Source organism: Polaromonas sp. P4_F4, assembly GCF_056401355.1.
Window position 1 is genome coordinate 113,641 of sequence record NZ_JBFUJO010000010.1, and the last position, 15,612, is coordinate 129,252.

Consider the following 15,612-nt stretch of genomic DNA (forward strand, 5'->3'; position numbering starts at 1 on the left):
GGTCTGCGGTCCTGTGCATCACGCCGGGCCGCGCCAGGTAACGCTGCCTTTTACTGGCCCAAAGGTTCGAGCTTGACGATTACCAGCGACAGGTTGTCGCCACCGCCCCGGGCGCGTGATCTGGCTTTCTGAATCAGGAATTCGGTTGCTTCGCGTGGCGATAGCATGGACAAAGCCGATCCGATTTCACTGTTGCTGAAGTAGTGCCATACCCCATCGCTGCATGCAAGCAACACGTCATCCGGGCGCAATTGCGGAATGAAGTGCAGGGTGATGGGAGGTGATTCTTCTGTTCCCAGGCAACCCATCAGGATGTTGGATTGCGGATGGACATTGGCTTCCTCTTCGGTAATTTCACCTTTGTCGACCAGTGTCTGTACGTATGAATGATCCACTGTTCTGTGGATCAGCTTGTTGCCGTGGTAGTGGTAAATCCGCGAGTCACCGGTATGCGCCCAGTGGCAGTCTCCGCCAGGATTGATGACAAAAGCTGCCAGCGTGCTGTGCGGCTCCTGTTCGGCAGAGAGCGCGGTCAGCTTGATGACAAGATGAGCCTCCTCAATGATCTGCTTGAGCATGGAGGGCGCATCATCAACGTCCGGTGCATAGCGCTCAAAAAGCTGCTTGGCAGTCAGCATGACCTGGTCGGAGGCTTTGCGCCCGCCGCTTCGTCCGCCCATGCCGTCAGCCACTACGCCCAGCATGCAACCCGGAACACGAGCGTGGGTATACAGGTTGACTTGGTCTTGCTGATAGTCCCGGTCGCCCTTATGGATTCCGGTGGATGCGGTGATTCGATAACCTTTGGACATCGTTTGATTGTTCAAGTCGGCAAGACTCGATTTATGGCCTCAATCGACGTATTATCAGATGAAGCAGCGCGTACGGACAAAAAAACCTTGGACATAAATTTACATTCCCCGGAACGGCAGCTGATCGAACTCAAAATCGAGCATGCGGACCTGGATGCCCTGCTTGACCTGGCGGTGCACACCCTGCCCATTGACGAGCTTTTGCTCAGGCGCCTGAAAAAACGCCGCCTGTTGCTTCGTGACCAGATTTCGCAACTCGAATCCTCCCTGGACCCTCCCGAACCCGCCTGATGAATCTCCTGTTTGAAGTGGAAGAGGCTTTCGCCCCGGAGGGCGTTTTGTCGCGCGCTGCCGAGCATTTTGTGCCGCGTAGCGGCCAGACCGAAATGGCGCTGGCCGTTGCGCGCGCGATTGAAGGCGCTTATCCCCTCGTGGTGGAGGCCAGCACCGGTGTGGGTAAAACATTTTCCTATCTGGTTCCGGCTTTGCTGAGCGGTGAACGGGTGCTGCTGTCGACGGCGACCAAGGCCTTGCAGGACCAGCTGTTTGGCCGCGATTTGCCCCGGCTGGTGGAGGCGCTTGGCTTGCCGGTGCGGACGGCGCTGCTCAAGGGGCGGGGGAGCTACTTGTGCCTGCATCGCATGGAGATGGCTCGCCAGGACGCCCATCTGCCCCAGGGTGTTTCAATGCGTGCGCTGGCAAAAATTGAAGAATGGTCGCAGGCGACGCGAACGGGTGATCTGGCGGAGCTTCCGGGCCTGGATGAGCGTTCGCCCGTGATTCCGCTGGTGACGTCAACCCGGGAGAACTGCCTGGGCGCGCAGTGTCCGCGTTTTCGTGCCTGCCATGTGAACCTTGCCCGCAGGGAGGCCATGGCGGCGGATGTGGTCGTCATTAACCATCATCTGTTTTTTGCCGATTTGGCTGTTCGCGAGTCAGGTGTGGCCGAGTTGCTGCCTTCCGTGCGCATTGCAATATTTGATGAAGCGCATCAGTTAAACGAGACCGGCGTGCAGTTTCTGGGGCGAAACCTCACGACTGGTCAATTACTGGACTTTTCCCGCGACATGCTGGCAGCCGGGCTGCAGCTCGCCCGGGGCCTCGTGGACTGGCAGCAGGTTGTAGGCGCCACCGAGCAGGCCGCCCGCGAGCTGCGCCTGTGCGCCGGCAAGCAGTACCCGGGGACCAAGCTGCGCTGGACGACCGAAACGCCTGAGGGGCTGGACGCTTCCGGATGGAACGAGGCCCTGGCTGCGGTTCATGCGTCCTGCGTGCAGGCCTGCGCCGCCCTGGATAGGGTCAGCGAGATTGCCCCCGACTTTGGCCGCCTGCATGAGCGTGGCGCAGAGCTGGCTGCGCGTGCTGAAAGCTTTGTTCAGGCCTGCGAGCCCGGCTGTGTTCGATGGGTCGATGTGGGCACGCAATTGCGGCTTGTCGAGTCGCCGCTGGATATTTCGAAGGCCGTGAAGAGTAAAGTGCTGGGGGCCAGCGGGGAGGGCGCGAAATCCTGGATATTTACCTCGGCGACGCTGGGCGATGATGACAAGCTGAGCTGGTTCACCCAGCCCTGCGGGCTGACCGAGGCGCAAGTATTGAGGGTCGGCAGTCCTTTTGACTATGAACGGCAGGCGGCGGTGTATGTTCCGCAAAACTTCCCCAAACCGGGCGATCCGTCCCATACAGCGAAGGTGGCGGAATCTGCAGCCGTGTGGGCGCGCCAGCTGGGCGGGCGCACCATGGTGCTGACCACCACCCTGCGGGCTTTGCGGACTATTGGGGAGGCGCTTCAACTCGCTTTCGAGCATTCGAGCGACATGGAAGTGCTTGTCCAGGGGGCCATGCCGAAGCGGGTGCTGATAGAACGCTTCCGGGAAGGCAACACCCAAGGGCGGCGGGGCTGTGTACTGGTGGCGTCGGCGTCGTTCTGGGAGGGCATTGACGTCCCTGGTGATGCACTTCAGCTTGTCATCATCGACAAGCTGCCATTTCCCCCACCGAACGATCCTCTGGCAGAAGCCCGCTCCAAACTGCTCGAATCCCAGGGGCGCAGTGCCTTCAATGACTACTTCCTGCCGGAAGCCGCCGTGGCACTCAAGCAGGGCGCTGGGCGACTGATAAGGCGGGAAACCGACCAGGGCATCCTGGTGGTGTGCGATGGCCGCCTGGCCTCCATGGGCTACGGGCGGCGTTTGCTGAGGGCGCTTCCGCCGATGCAGCGCCTGGCATCGGAGCAGGAATTAATGGAAAGGCTGGAGGCCCTTACCAGAACTTGTACCACGGGTTGTCTATCGACTTGAAGCCCTTGCTCATGTACTGGCTCTGGGGATAAGTCTTTTCCATGATGCGTCGCATGTCATCGCGCAGCTCAACCATGCCCAGCGCATCGTAGGATTTGTAGAGGATATAAGTGGCCTCCTCGAGCGCGGGAACGTCGCGGTAATCCGCGATGGCGGTCTGGGCCCGATTGATGGCGGCCACGTAGGCGCCACGGGAATAATAGTACCTGGCCACGTGCACTTCAGATTGCGCCAGTGAATTCACAATGTAGGCCATGCGCAGGCGTGCATCCGGCGTGTAGCGCGAGTCCGGGAAACGGTTCACCAGGTCCCTGAACGATTCAAATGATTCCTTGGCTGCTTTCTGATCGCGCTCTGACAAATCCTGCCGCGAGATGAACGTGAAAAGGCCGAGATTGTCGTTAAAGTTCACCAGACCTTTGAGGTACAGCGCGTAATCCAGGGCGGGACTGGCCGGGTGCAGTTTCATGAACCGGTCCAGTGTTGCGATCGCCTGCGCCTGCTCACCGCCCTTGTACTGGGCATAGGCTTTTTCAATCTGGGCTTGCTGCGCCAAGGGGGTACCGGCCGCCCGGCCTTCCAGCTTCTCGTAAAGGGGAATGGCCTTGTCGTAGGCTCCTGAGCTGGCTTCGTCTTTGGCCTCGGCGTAAATCTTGTTAGGGCTCCATGTGGCCGTTTTATCCGGCTCTGGCGTGGTGGAGCATCCCGCAATTAGAAGAAAAGACAGTGCGCAAACGGCTGCAGCAAGCGGCGATGCATTGGGAACAACCGATAATTTGGTGGAAAACATTGCGATCGACCTTCTTGATGACTGATTCTGAACAAAGCAAATTGATTATATCGGGCGCTATTGCGGCCAATGGCCTCTCTGATGAAGCTCAGGAGGAGGTAGATGGCAGCGCCGAACTCGAGTTGCGGCGGGTAATGGTCCCCGCCGGGAGCCACGGCGCCCGTCTTGACCGGGCTTTGGCGGATATTGTGCCCGAGTTCTCCCGCAGCTACCTGCAGCAGTTGATCGAAGCAGCCGTTGTGCAGCTCAACGGCCGGGCAGTCACCAAGCCATCGGCCAAGGTCAAGGCCGGCGACGAGCTCGTCATTGAGCTGCGGCCTACGCCTCAAAGCCAGGCATTCAAGCCGGAAGTCATGGCGCTGGACATTGTGTTTGAAGACCCATACCTCCTGGTGATAGACAAGCCGGCCGGGCTGGTGGTGCACCCCGCACCCGGTAACTGGAGCGGCACCCTGCTCAATGGCTTGCTGGCGCGTGACCCCCAGGCGTCTTTTTTGCCGCGCGCCGGCATCGTGCATCGTCTTGACAAGGATACCAGCGGGCTGATGGTGGTCGCCCGCCAGAGACAGACGATGGATCAGCTGGTGAGCATGATCGCCGCCCGGAGCGTGAGCCGGGAATATATTGCGCTGGCCCACGGCACATGGCAGGGGGCACGGACCCGGGAGGTGAACGCGGCAATCGGCCGGGATCCCCGCAACCGCCTGCGCATGGCCGCCGTTGACCTGGAAAAGAACGCCGGCAAGGCAGCCTTGACGGTGGTGTCCCTGCTGCAAAACGGAGAGCGTCATTGTCTGGTCAAGTGCAAGCTGCATACCGGCCGCACCCATCAAATTCGCGTGCATATGGCGCTTCTGGGCCATCCCTTGATATCCGACGGGCTGTACGGCGGGGCGGCTGCCGCGGGGCTGGAGCGCCAGGCGCTGCACGCATGCAGGCTGGCGTTTGAACACCCCATGACCGGTGCCCCGATGGAGTTCAGATCGCCGCCACCGGCTGATTTGCAGGCGGCCATGGCAAATGTGGGCCTGATATACAATCAAAGTTCGTAGTTTTCAGCTACCCGCAACATGGCGCCCCTGACAAGGAGGTTGCGCATGGATGCAATGCGCCAACGAGCGCTTTTCCCCGCCTTTTTTCGGAACGACCAATCATGAATACGACGGATGCGAAGCGCGTCCTCGAAACAGCACTCATTTGCGCGCAGCAACCGCTGCCTTTGCGCGAAATGGGGGTGCTGTTTAACGGGGTATTGACTGCCGACAGCCTCAAGCTGGTACTTGAAGACCTGCAGAACGACTGGTCGGGACGGGGCGTGGAACTCGTTCACGTCGCGACGGGCTGGCGCTTTCAGAGCCGGCCGCAGATGCGCGAGTACCTGGACAGGCTTCATCCGGAAAAACCACCCCGCTACAGCCGGGCCACGCTCGAAACGCTTGCCATCATCGCGTACCGGCAACCCGTGACGCGTGGCGACATGGAAGACATTCGCGGCGTCACCATCAACAGCATGATCCTCAAGCAATTGGAGGATCGCGGCTGGGTGGAAGTGATCGGCCACCGGGAAACCGTGGGCCGGCCAGCGCTTTATGCGACGACCAGGCAGTTTCTCGATGATTTGGGCGTTGAGTCGCTGGATCAGCTGCCCGCCATGGACAGTACGGCAGGGCAGGTTGCCATGCTCGAACAATTTGAGCTCGGCAGTGTAGAGCCTGCATTGTTGTCAGAGACATCAGAGACATCAGAGGCGCAAGGCGAAGCCGCACTTGAGCTCGCCGGCGATGAGGCAGCCGTGCTGGAACTGAGTCCGGCCATTCCGGAGGCCCTGGAGGCTTCGGCGGAGGATGTCGGTGAGCTTTCTGAACCCGAGCCCCTTGACCGGACCACCAGCGATCCCTACGCATGAATGTAAAAGCATGAATCCACAAGACCACCCGGCTCCCGATCTCCCGTCCACCCCCCCGGGCGAAGACGAAAACAAACCTGTCGCGCTGGAAAAGCCTGCGCAGGACGCTCCTGCTCCTGCTCCTGATTTGATGGCTGATAACCCCGCGGAGAAGGTGGTCGCGTCAGCGCCGGCGCTTGCCGCCGGACAGCCCGCGGTGCTGCCCGCGGCAAACACCATCCGCTTCGAGGATGTGGTGACCGGGCAGTTTGACGCTGATGAAAACGATGTGGCGCTGGAGTTGCCCAAGCGCGTGCTGTCACCTCAGCCTGAAACCCCCAAGTTGCACAAGGTGCTGGCGCAAGCCGGGCTGGGTTCCCGGCTGGAGATGGAGCAGCTTATTCTCGAGGGACGCATTTCGGTCAATGCCGAGCCGGCCCACATTGGGCAGCGCATCCAGTTCGGCGACACCGTCAAGATCAATGGCAAGCCCATACGCGTGCGAATTGACCCGCCGCCGCCCCGCGTGATTGCGTATCACAAGCCCAGCGGAGAGGTTGTGACGCACGATGATCCACAAAACCGGCCCACGGTGTTCCGGCGCTTGCCCAAATTGTTTCAGGGCAAATGGCAGTCCGTGGGGCGCCTTGACCTGAACACCGAAGGCCTGCTCCTGTTAACGAGTTCGGGCGAACTGGCCAACAAACTGATGCATCCTCGCTTTGGGCTGGAACGCGAATATGCGGTGCGGGTGTTGGGTGCGCTGAGCAACGAGGAGAAAAAGCGCCTGCTGGAAGGCGTGACCCTGGACGATGGCGTGGCGCAGTTCAGCTCCATCGAGGCCGGTGGCGGCGAGGGAGCCAATTGCTGGTACCGGGTCACTATATCCGAGGGGCGCAATCGTGAGGTTCGGCGCATGTTCGAGGCGGTGGGTCACGCGGTAAGCCGTCTCATCCGGATCCGGTACGGCGCCATGCTGTTGCCGCGCGGACTGAAGCGGGGCGCATTCGTCGAACTGGACGAGCGGGATATCTGGGCGCTGACCAATGCGGTGACCCGCTCTGAATCCCGGGCGGATCCGCGGGGCGCGCCCAAACACCCGGGTCATGCTCGCGGCGACGAAGGTGGCGAATCCCGCCCAGGTCGCGGCCCTCGCCGAAATGAGCGCTCGCGCGGAGACCGCGGGCGCCTGCCGGCCCCCGATAGCGGGCAAGCCGATGACTTTCAGCCCGCCGATGCCGATGCTGAGCAGGAGCCCAATGATCTGCAGCCGCCCCTGCACCGGATGGACTCCGTGCCCCGGGGCAACAGGCGCCGCGGAGGGAAAGGTCGCGGGCAGGGGGGTAACCCCGGTTCGCCCCCTCGCTTTGGACAGGCTGCGGGAAATGGTCCGCAGGGACCAAAGCGGCGCGATGACCGTGGGGATCGGAGCGACAAAAGCGCGGGGGGTGCCCAGCAGCCCGATCCGATGAAAACATCTTTTGGTTATATCGGTGCGGATACCTTCACCCGGCAGCGGCAAGGTCAGGGCCAAGGCCAGGGGCAACGCCGCAGTGGCGGCGGCGGGGGATCTGGCATGGGCGGTGCCGGTGGGGGGCAGCGCCGTGGCGGTGGTGGCGGGGGTGGAAACCGCGGAGGCGGCAATCGTGGCGGCGGTGGTGGTGGTGGCGGTAATCGCGGCGGGAATCGTTGAGAGCGCCAGAAGTACTTTACTTCACAGGGTTGATTCGAACACATCAGCCCGCAGGTTAAAATCAGAGGCTGTATTCAGTTTTTGAATCATTTAAAAATCCAAGGTTAAGGAAAATTCATGGCGATCGAACGCACTCTCTCCATCATCAAGCCCGACGCAGTTGCAAAAAATGTGATTGGCCAAATCTACGCGCGTTTTGAGGCCGCCGGCCTGAAAGTCGTGGCGGCCAAAATGGCTCACCTTTCACAGGGCGAGGCCGAGGCTTTCTACGCTGTGCACAAGGAGCGTCCCTTCTTCAAGGACCTGGTGTCGTTCATGATTTCCGGCCCGGTGATGATCCAGGCGCTGGAAGGCGAAGGCGCCATCCTGAAAAACCGCGACCTGATGGGCGCGACAGATCCCAAGAAGGCTGCTGCCGGCACGATTCGCGCCGACTTCGCGGACAGCATCGACGCCAATGCCGTCCATGGTTCGGACGCAGTCGAAACCGCCAATGCGGAAGTTGCATTCTTCTTCCCGGGCATGAATATTTACTCGCGTTAATCATGCTGCCCCCCATGCGTTGCTACTCCCCGCCAGGGTCGTCGCTTGCCTGGGGCGGTCCAGCCTGTCGCCCCCTGCGATGACAGCCAACCTTCTTGACTACGATCTGGAGGGCTTGGCCGCCTTTTGCGAGCGGCTCGGCGAAAAGCGCTTTCGCGCAACCCAGCTGTTTCGCTGGATCCATCAAAAAGGCGCCTCCGATTTTGGGCAGATGACAGATCTGGCCAAGTCCCTGCGCGAAAAACTTGCAGGTTCAGCCCACATCCAGGGACCGAAAGTGGTGTCCCGCCATGACTCGGCTGATGGCACCGTCAAATGGCTGTTCGATGTCGGCGCCGGCGACATCGTAGAGGCTGTTTTCATTCCCGAAACGGATCGGGGAACCCTGTGCATTTCATCCCAGGCCGGCTGCGCCGTGGGGTGCCGTTTTTGCTCGACCGGGCACCAGGGTTTCAGCCGTAACCTCACCACCGGCGAAATTATTTCCCAGCTGTGGTTTGCCGAGCATTTCCTGCGCCAGCACCTGGGCAGGCAAGAGCGTGTGATTTCCAATGTTGTCATGATGGGCATGGGCGAACCCTTGCAGAACTACTCGCAGTTGCTGCCCGCCTTGAGGGTCATGCTGGACGACCATGGTTACGGTTTGTCGCGCCGCCGGGTGACGGTGTCAACATCCGGCGTGGTGCCCATGATCGACAGGCTGGCCAAGGATTGTCCGGTGGCGCTGGCGGTGTCGCTGCATGCGCCGGAAGACGCGCTGCGCGACAACCTGGTTCCACTCAATAAAAAGTACCCGATCGCTGAATTGCTGCAGGCCTGCACCCGGTACCAGGCGTCTGCACCGCGTGACTTCATCACGTTTGAATACTGCATGCTTGACGGCGTGAACGATCAGCCCGAGCATGCACATCAGTTGGTGGCGCTGATGCAAGCGCATTCGGCAGACGGCTTGTCGTGCAAATTCAACCTGATTCCTTTCAATCCGTTTCCGGCTTCGGGCCTGAAGCGTTCAGCGATGCCGCAGGTTGCTGCCTTCGCCAAAATCCTGATGGATGCGGGCATCGTGACCACCGTGCGGAAAACCCGCGGTGACGACATTGATGCGGCCTGCGGTCAATTGGCCGGGGATGTTCAGGATCGGACCGGCGTAGACCGGCGCATCGCCGCGCAGCGGCAAGGTATGCTCGGGGGCATCAAGGTGGTTGTTGCAAAAGGGATGGATGTATGAGGTTTGCCGCCAATGTGATCTGGATGTCGGCCTGCTGGGCGGCTGTTTTGCTGGCGGGTTGTGCCGGCCAGCAAGGGATGTCCGGGCCTTCCGGTAACCGGAATGACATCGTGACCGAGTCGGATGAGCCTGATCATCGCCGGCGTGCACGCCTTCGGCTTGAGCTGGCCACCGGTTATTTTGAGCAGGGCCAGCCCAATGTTGCGCTGGATGAAATCAAGCAGTCGCTGGTCACGGATCCCACTTTTGTGGATGCTTACAACTTGCGTGGGCTGGTGTACATGCGGCTCAATGACATTCCGTTGGCCGAAGACAGTTTTCGCCGTGCACTCGCGCTGAATCCCCGCGATGCCGACGTGGCGCACAACTACGGCTGGCTGCTCTGTCAGCAGGCCCGCTACGAAGACTCATTCAAATCGTTTGCCCTGGCAACGGCCAATCCGACCTACGGCGGCCGGGCCAAAACGCTGATGACCCAAGGTGTTTGCCAGGTTCGCGCAGGGCAGCGTGCCGAGGCGGAACAGAGCCTGATGCAGTCGTATGAGCTGGATGCAGGCAACCCTGTGACAGGCTACAACCTCGCCACGCTTCTTTATGAGCGCGGTGATTTGACACGGGCACAGTTTTACATACGCCGTTTGAATAACAGTGAATTGGCGAATGCCGAAACGCTTTGGCTGGGCATCAAGACGGAACGAAAACTGAATAATCGGGAGGCTGTGTTGCAGTTGGCCGATCAGTTGAAAAAGCGCTTTGCGCAGTCTCCTCAAGCTGCCGCCTATGAAAAAGGTGCTTTCAATGAGTAACTTCGACCCGGTGCTGGCCTCCACCTTCAATTCAGAAGCAGTTTCAGGCTTCGGTCACAGCCAGAGCATGCCTGCGCTCGAACGCACGGCCGGCGATCTGCTTCGCGGCGCCAGAGAGGCGGCGGGCATTCATATCGCCTCACTGGCCGCGTCGCTGAAGGTTCCGGTCAAGAAGCTTGAAGCACTGGAGCAGGACCGGTTTGACTTGCTGCCGGACGCTGTTTTCGGGCGGGCGCTGGCCTCCAGCGTGTGCCGAACCCTTAAAGTGGACCCGGCCCTGGTGCTTGAGCGCATGCCACAAACGGCAGCACCCAAGCTAGCCCAGCGAAGCGCCAGCATCAACGCACCCTTCCGCTCGCCGGGTGATGGCCCGCGGTCTTCCCCATGGAAGCATGCTTCGCGGCCTGTTGTCCTGGCCGTGCTTGCCTTGTTGCTGGGGGCGCTGGTTTTGATTTTCCTGCCTGGCGTCGGCCATGATTCGGTGACGGGCCAGCGGGATGCGGAGGAGGGGCAGGCCAATGCCGCGTCCGCCAAACCTCAATCCCTGCCGGCCACGATGGTCATGGCGGGTGCAGGCCTGACGGACAGTGCCATGCCGGCAGCAGCGGCGGTTGCCGCGGCCGTTCCAGAGGGATCGCTTCCTGCGGCTCCGGTTGCGGAGCAGGCCGTAGCTGCGCTGGCTGCGCCAGTCTCCCAGCCGGCCAATTCACCCGCTGTGCCTGACAGTGCGGCGACGCCAGCCAGTTCAACCGTACAAGCGGCGCCCGGCGGCATTGTGACGTTTCGCGCAAAGCAGGAGTCCTGGGTTGAGGTAACCGATGCCAAAGGGGCCGTTGTGCTGCGCCGCACCCTGGGCGCGGGTGAGGTTGCGGGCGCCTCCGGCGCATTGCCGCTGGCTGCTGTGGTCGGCCGGGCCGATGCAACCCAGGTGGAGGTGCGCGGGCGGGCATTTGACCTGACTTCAGTTTCCCGGGATAACGTGGCCCGGTTTGAGGTGAAATAGTGGAGCCTTGTCTTCCCATCGAGTCGGCTTTTCCGAAAGCACGGCGTTCCACCCAGGCGCTGGTTGCCTGGGGCTCGCACGTTGTCACCGTGGGCGGCGACGCGCCGGTACGCATCCAGTCCATGACCAACACGGACACCGTGGACGCCATTGGTACCGCCATTCAGGTCAAGGAGCTGGCGCTTGCCGGGTCCGAAATGGTCCGCATCACTGTGAATACCCCTGAGGCTGCGCAGGCCGTGCCCCACGTTCGGGAGCAACTCGATCGCATGGGCATCGATGTGCCGCTGATTGGCGACTTTCATTACAACGGCCATCGCCTGCTGACGGATTACCCGGCCTGTGCCGAGGCCTTGTCCAAATACCGCATCAACCCGGGTAACGTGGGCAAGGGCGACAAGCGCGACCGGCAATTCGGCCAGATGATTGAAGTCGCCATGCGCTGGAACAAGCCCGTGCGCATCGGGGTGAACTGGGGCAGCCTTGACCAGGAACTGCTGGCCAGTCTGATGGACGACAACAGTGCGCGCGCCATTCCCTGGGATGCCCGGCAGGTCATGTACGAGGCGCTGATCACCTCGGCCATCGATTCCGCCCGTCGTGCCGAGGAAATGGGCATGCGGCGCAACCAGATCATCCTGTCCTGCAAGGTGAGCGGGGTCCAGGATCTCATTTCGGTCTACCGCGAATTGGCCAAACGCAGCGACTACGCCCTTCACCTCGGCCTCACCGAGGCCGGCATGGGCACCAAAGGTACGGTGGCCTCGGCCACCGCGCTGTCGATTTTGCTGCAGGAAGGCATCGGCGACACGATACGCGTTTCCCTGACCCCCCAGCCCGGCGAGTCCCGTACCCAGGAAGTGGTGATTGCGTCGGAGATCATCCAGGCCCTGGGGCTGCGCAGCTTTGTGCCCAGCGTAACCGCCTGTCCGGGTTGCGGACGCACCACCAGCACCACCTTTCAGGAACTGGCCAAGCAGATTGATGACTTCCTGCGGGCCCAGATGCCGGTCTGGCGCGCGCAATACCCCGGTGTTGAAGGGCTCAAGGTCGCCGTTATGGGTTGTATCGTCAATGGCCCCGGTGAAAGCAAGCATGCTGACATCGGTATCAGCCTGCCTGGCTCGGGCGAGGCACCGGCTGCTCCGGTATTTATTGATGGCGAGAAAAGACTGACACTGCGTGGAGAGAACATTGCGCAGGAGTTCCGGGTCATCGTTGAAAACTATATTGAAAAACGTTTTGGCACGCAGGCCGTCGCCGAAACCGTGTGAATCCCATGTCTGAAAAAATGAATGCCGGCCAGACGGAGAAATCGCCCTTGGCCAAAATCGAAAAACTCACGGCCGTCAAGGGCATGAACGACATCTTGCCGCCGGATTCGGCGCGCTGGGAGTGGCTCGAAGACAAAGTCCGCACGCTGATGGGGCGCTATGCCTACCGTAATATCCGCACCCCCATTCTTGAGCACACGCAGCTGTTTGTGCGAGGGATTGGCGAGGTCACGGACATCGTCGAAAAGGAAATGTATTCCTTCGAAGACCGTGCGGACAAATATGGTGATCATGACCACCTCACCATGCGGCCTGAAAATACCGCCAGCGTTGTTCGTGCGGTCACCGAACACAACCTGCTCTATGAGGGCGGCAAGCGCCTCTACTATATGGGCCCGATGTTCCGTCGGGAGCGCCCGCAACGTGGCCGTTACCGCCAGTTTCATCAGATTGGCGCCGAAGCACTGGGTTTTGCCGGACCGGAAGTGGATGCCGAGCTGATTTTGCTGGCCGCGGCGCTCTGGAAGGAGCTGGGTCTGAGCGACTGGCGCCTGGAAATCAATAGCCTGGGTCAGCCCGATGAGCGTGCCCAGCACCGTGCCCAACTGATCGCCCACCTGGAGCAGCATGCCGACGTCCTGGACGAGGAAGCACGCCGGCGCCTGCACAGCAATCCGCTACGCATTCTTGACACCAAGAATCCGGCCATGCAAGCAGTGGTAGACAGCGCCCCCCGGCTGATCGACTTTCTGGGGTCCCAGTCGCTGGCGCATTTTGAGGGACTTAAAGCCATCCTCGATGCCAACGGCATCCCCTGGACCCTGAATCCCCGACTGGTGCGCGGGCTGGATTATTACAACCTCACGGTGTTCGAGTTTGTGACCGACCGGCTGGGTGCCCAGGGCACCATTTGCGCCGGGGGACGCTATGACTACCTGATTGAGCAGATGGGCGGCAAAGCCGCGCCGGCCGTGGGATGGGCCCTGGGCGTGGAGCGTGTGCTGGAGCTCATCAAGGAGCAGGGTGCCGCCGTCACGCCGCCGGTACCCGATGCCTATGCGGTGATTCCCGAGGCATCTGCCTTGCCCGTCGTTCTGCAAACCCTGCAGGCCTTGCGCGCGGCGGGGGTGAGTGTGCAGATGCACGCCGGTGCCAGCGCCGACGGCATGGGCAGCATGAAGTCCCAATTCAAAAAGGCCGATGGCAGCGGCGCGCGGTTTGCCCTTATTTTCGGTGCCGCCGAGCTGGCGCAGGGCCGCGTGGCCGTCAAACCGCTGCGGGGGGAAAAGGCTGATGCGGCGCAGGTGCAAACCCTGCAGCCACTGGACGACGTGTCCGCCTGGGTTCACGCCTTGCGCGCCTAGCCTTGCATTTCGCCCCCCTACAATCACCCCACCTCAATCCGCGCCGTTATCGGGCAGAACAAGCAGACTTTTATGGCAAAACATCTCGATTTGGAAGAGCAGGAACAGCTTGATGAACTCAAGCATTTCTGGAAGCAGTATGGCGACCTGATCACCTGGGGCCTGATCGCCGTGTTCGGCATTTTTGCGGCCTGGAACGGTTACCAGTACTGGCAGCGCAGCCAGGCTGCGCAGGCTTCCGTGATGTACGAGGAAATCGAGCGCGCTGTCCAGTCGGGCGATCAGGCCAGGATTGACCGTTCATTGGCGGACATGAAAGACCGCTTTGGCCGCACCACCTATGCCCAGCAAGCCGGTCTGCTCGCCGCCAGGGCCTATTACGACAAAGGCAACCTGGACGCTTCCCGCGCCGCCTTGACCGGGGTGGCCGAGAAGGCCTCCGACGAGGGTTATCAGGCCATTGCCCGGTTGCGACTTGCAGGTCTTTTGCTGGAAAAGAAAGCCTACGACGAAGCACTGCAGCAGCTGTCCGCTTCGTTCCCGAAAAATTTTGCGGCTCTGGCAGCCGACCGCCGCGGCGATATCCTGGCCGCCCAGGGCAAGAAAACCGAAGCCCGGGTGGAATATGAAAAAGCCTACAAGGGGCTCGACGAGCGTGCCGAGTACCGGCGCCTGGTGGAGGTCAAACTCAATGCGCTTGGCGTTGATCCCACCGCAGGTTCCACCAAACTGACAACGACCGCAGCCAATACCGAGGTGAAGAAATGATGATCCAGTCTTTTAGGCCTCTGGCCCAGATTTCCCGGCTGCCCCTGGCCATTGGTTTTGTAGCGCTGCTGGCTGGCTGCTTTGGCGGCGCCACCAAGCCCCAGCCGGCCGAACTGCAGCCGGTGACGGCACTGGTATCCGCTCGCCAGAGCTGGAACACCCGCATTGGGCAGGTCGATTTCCCTCTGGACGTTGCTGTTTCGGGCAATAGCGTTGCCGTTGCGAGTGGCGACGGTACTGTCGCCCTGTTGGACGCCTCCACCGGCCGTGAATTTTGGCGCGTGGCGCTCAATACGCCTGTTGCCGCGGGTGTGGGCAGCGACGGAAAGGTCCTGGCGGTAGTCACGAAGGCCAACGAAGTTGTTGCCCTGCAGGACGGGCGGGAAATCTGGCGCCAAAAGCTTAATGCGCAGGCCTTTACAGCCCCTTTTGTGGCCGGTGCGCGGGTGTTCGTCCTGGCGGCGGACCGGTCGGTCTCGGCCTTTGATGGCCAGACGGGGCGCAAGCTGTGGACGCAGCAGCGACCCAATGAACCGCTGGTCCTGCGCCAATCCGGCGTGATGCTGGCCGTTGGCGATATGCTGGTGGTGGGTCTTGCCGGCCGTCTGGCGGGCCTGAGCCCTGTCAACGGCAGTGTTCGATGGGAGGCGCCCATTGCTTCGCCACGCGGCATCAATGATGTCGAGCGCCTGGTTGATCTTGTGGGTCGTGTGAGCCGGGACGGCGACAATGTCTGCGCGCGGGCCTTCCAGGCCAGCATTGGCTGCGTCAATGCCGCGCGCGGCAGTCTTCTGTGGACCAAGCCAGCCAATGGCATGCAGGGTATTCATGGCGATGACCGCACGCTGTTTGGCACGGAGGCAGACGGTACGGTGATTGCCTGGCGGCGCACAGACGGCGAGCGAAGCTGGACCACAGACCGCCTGCGCTACCGCAGCCTGACGGCACCCCTGGTCGTTGGGCGTTCCGTGGCGATTGGTGACTTCAGCGGCTTTATCCATTTGTTGTCGCGTGAAGACGGCTCCCTGCTTAACCGCTTGCCGACCGATGGCTCGGCCATCGCCGCGGCTCCCGTGCTTGCGGGTAACACGCTGATCGCCGTGACCCATAACGGCGGCGTTTACGGCTTCAAGCCCGAGTAACCGAAAA

15 protein-coding genes are annotated in these 15,612 nt (G+C 61.3%); 13 read left to right on the forward strand and 2 right to left on the reverse strand.

The features are described 5' to 3' along the window. Positions 1 to 50: 50 nt before the first annotated feature. The gene (locus AC1DUR_RS12810) at positions 51 to 812 is read right to left on the reverse strand and encodes a PP2C family protein-serine/threonine phosphatase (protein WP_477718215.1); all 762 of its coding nucleotides are present in this window, start codon (positions 810 to 812) and stop codon (positions 51 to 53) included. Between the two features lie 87 nt (positions 813 to 899). Here AC1DUR_RS12810 and AC1DUR_RS12815 point away from each other — a divergent pair, with 87 nt between their 5' ends. Beyond that, entirely contained in the window at positions 900 to 1,103 is a 204-nt protein-coding gene (locus AC1DUR_RS12815; RefSeq protein ID WP_477718216.1) for a DUF465 domain-containing protein, read from the forward strand. Beyond that, positions 1,103 to 3,109, forward strand: a complete 2,007-nt coding sequence (locus AC1DUR_RS12820; protein WP_477718104.1) for an ATP-dependent DNA helicase — start codon at positions 1,103 to 1,105, stop codon at positions 3,107 to 3,109. The genes AC1DUR_RS12815 and AC1DUR_RS12820 overlap by 1 nt, the downstream gene beginning before the upstream one ends. Here the strand turns inward: AC1DUR_RS12820 and AC1DUR_RS12825 are convergent. Continuing rightward, entirely contained in the window at positions 3,072 to 3,899 is an 828-nt protein-coding gene (locus AC1DUR_RS12825; RefSeq protein ID WP_477718105.1) for an outer membrane protein assembly factor BamD, read from the reverse strand. The two genes, AC1DUR_RS12820 and AC1DUR_RS12825, sit on opposite strands and share 38 nt — an antisense overlap. A gap of 17 nt (positions 3,900 to 3,916) precedes the next feature. Between AC1DUR_RS12825 and AC1DUR_RS12830 the strand changes: the two genes are divergently transcribed. The 11 genes from AC1DUR_RS12830 to bamB all read left to right on the forward strand — a co-directional run bounded on the left by AC1DUR_RS12830 (position 3,917) and on the right by bamB (position 15,605). Next, complete coding sequence (locus AC1DUR_RS12830; protein WP_477718217.1) at positions 3,917 to 4,951, forward strand: RluA family pseudouridine synthase; 1,035 nt, start codon at positions 3,917 to 3,919, stop codon at positions 4,949 to 4,951. 101 nt (positions 4,952 to 5,052) lie between these two features. Next, positions 5,053 to 5,805 (forward strand): SMC-Scp complex subunit ScpB, encoded by a 753-nt coding sequence (scpB, locus tag AC1DUR_RS12835; protein ID WP_477718106.1) that lies wholly within the window; start codon positions 5,053 to 5,055, stop codon positions 5,803 to 5,805. Positions 5,806 to 5,815: 10 nt separating this feature from the next. Then, positions 5,816 to 7,477 (forward strand): pseudouridine synthase, encoded by a 1,662-nt coding sequence (locus tag AC1DUR_RS12840; RefSeq protein ID WP_477718107.1) that lies wholly within the window; start codon positions 5,816 to 5,818, stop codon positions 7,475 to 7,477. Between the two features lie 117 nt (positions 7,478 to 7,594). After that, a complete protein-coding gene (ndk, locus tag AC1DUR_RS12845; protein WP_477718108.1) occupies positions 7,595 to 8,020 on the forward strand; it encodes a nucleoside-diphosphate kinase in 426 nt (141 codons plus the stop codon). A 79-nt stretch (positions 8,021 to 8,099) separates the two neighbouring features. Next, positions 8,100 to 9,248 (forward strand): dual-specificity RNA methyltransferase RlmN, encoded by a 1,149-nt coding sequence (gene rlmN, locus AC1DUR_RS12850; RefSeq protein WP_477718109.1) that lies wholly within the window; start codon positions 8,100 to 8,102, stop codon positions 9,246 to 9,248. After that, the gene (gene pilW / locus AC1DUR_RS12855; RefSeq protein WP_477718110.1) at positions 9,245 to 10,054 is read left to right on the forward strand and encodes a type IV pilus biogenesis/stability protein PilW; all 810 of its coding nucleotides are present in this window, start codon (positions 9,245 to 9,247) and stop codon (positions 10,052 to 10,054) included. The genes rlmN and pilW overlap by 4 nt, the downstream gene beginning before the upstream one ends. Beyond that, positions 10,047 to 11,057, forward strand: a complete 1,011-nt coding sequence (locus AC1DUR_RS12860) for a helix-turn-helix domain-containing protein (protein ID WP_477718111.1) — start codon at positions 10,047 to 10,049, stop codon at positions 11,055 to 11,057. Before pilW ends, AC1DUR_RS12860 begins: the two co-directional genes overlap by 8 nt. Next, the gene (ispG, locus tag AC1DUR_RS12865) at positions 11,057 to 12,331 is read left to right on the forward strand and encodes a flavodoxin-dependent (E)-4-hydroxy-3-methylbut-2-enyl-diphosphate synthase (RefSeq protein WP_477718112.1); all 1,275 of its coding nucleotides are present in this window, start codon (positions 11,057 to 11,059) and stop codon (positions 12,329 to 12,331) included. The genes AC1DUR_RS12860 and ispG overlap by 1 nt, the downstream gene beginning before the upstream one ends. 56 nt (positions 12,332 to 12,387) lie before the next feature. Beyond that, positions 12,388 to 13,695: a histidine--tRNA ligase gene (gene hisS / locus AC1DUR_RS12870; RefSeq protein WP_477718218.1), complete on the forward strand. Its 1,308-nt coding sequence runs from the start codon at positions 12,388 to 12,390 to the stop codon at positions 13,693 to 13,695. 72 nt (positions 13,696 to 13,767) lie between these two features. Further along, on the forward strand, positions 13,768 to 14,463 hold the full coding sequence (locus tag AC1DUR_RS12875) for a YfgM family protein (protein WP_477718113.1): 696 nt from the start codon (positions 13,768 to 13,770) through the stop codon (positions 14,461 to 14,463). Further along, entirely contained in the window at positions 14,460 to 15,605 is a 1,146-nt protein-coding gene (gene bamB, locus AC1DUR_RS12880) for an outer membrane protein assembly factor BamB (protein WP_477718114.1), read from the forward strand. The genes AC1DUR_RS12875 and bamB overlap by 4 nt, the downstream gene beginning before the upstream one ends. The last annotated feature ends 7 nt before the right edge of the window (positions 15,606 to 15,612 follow it).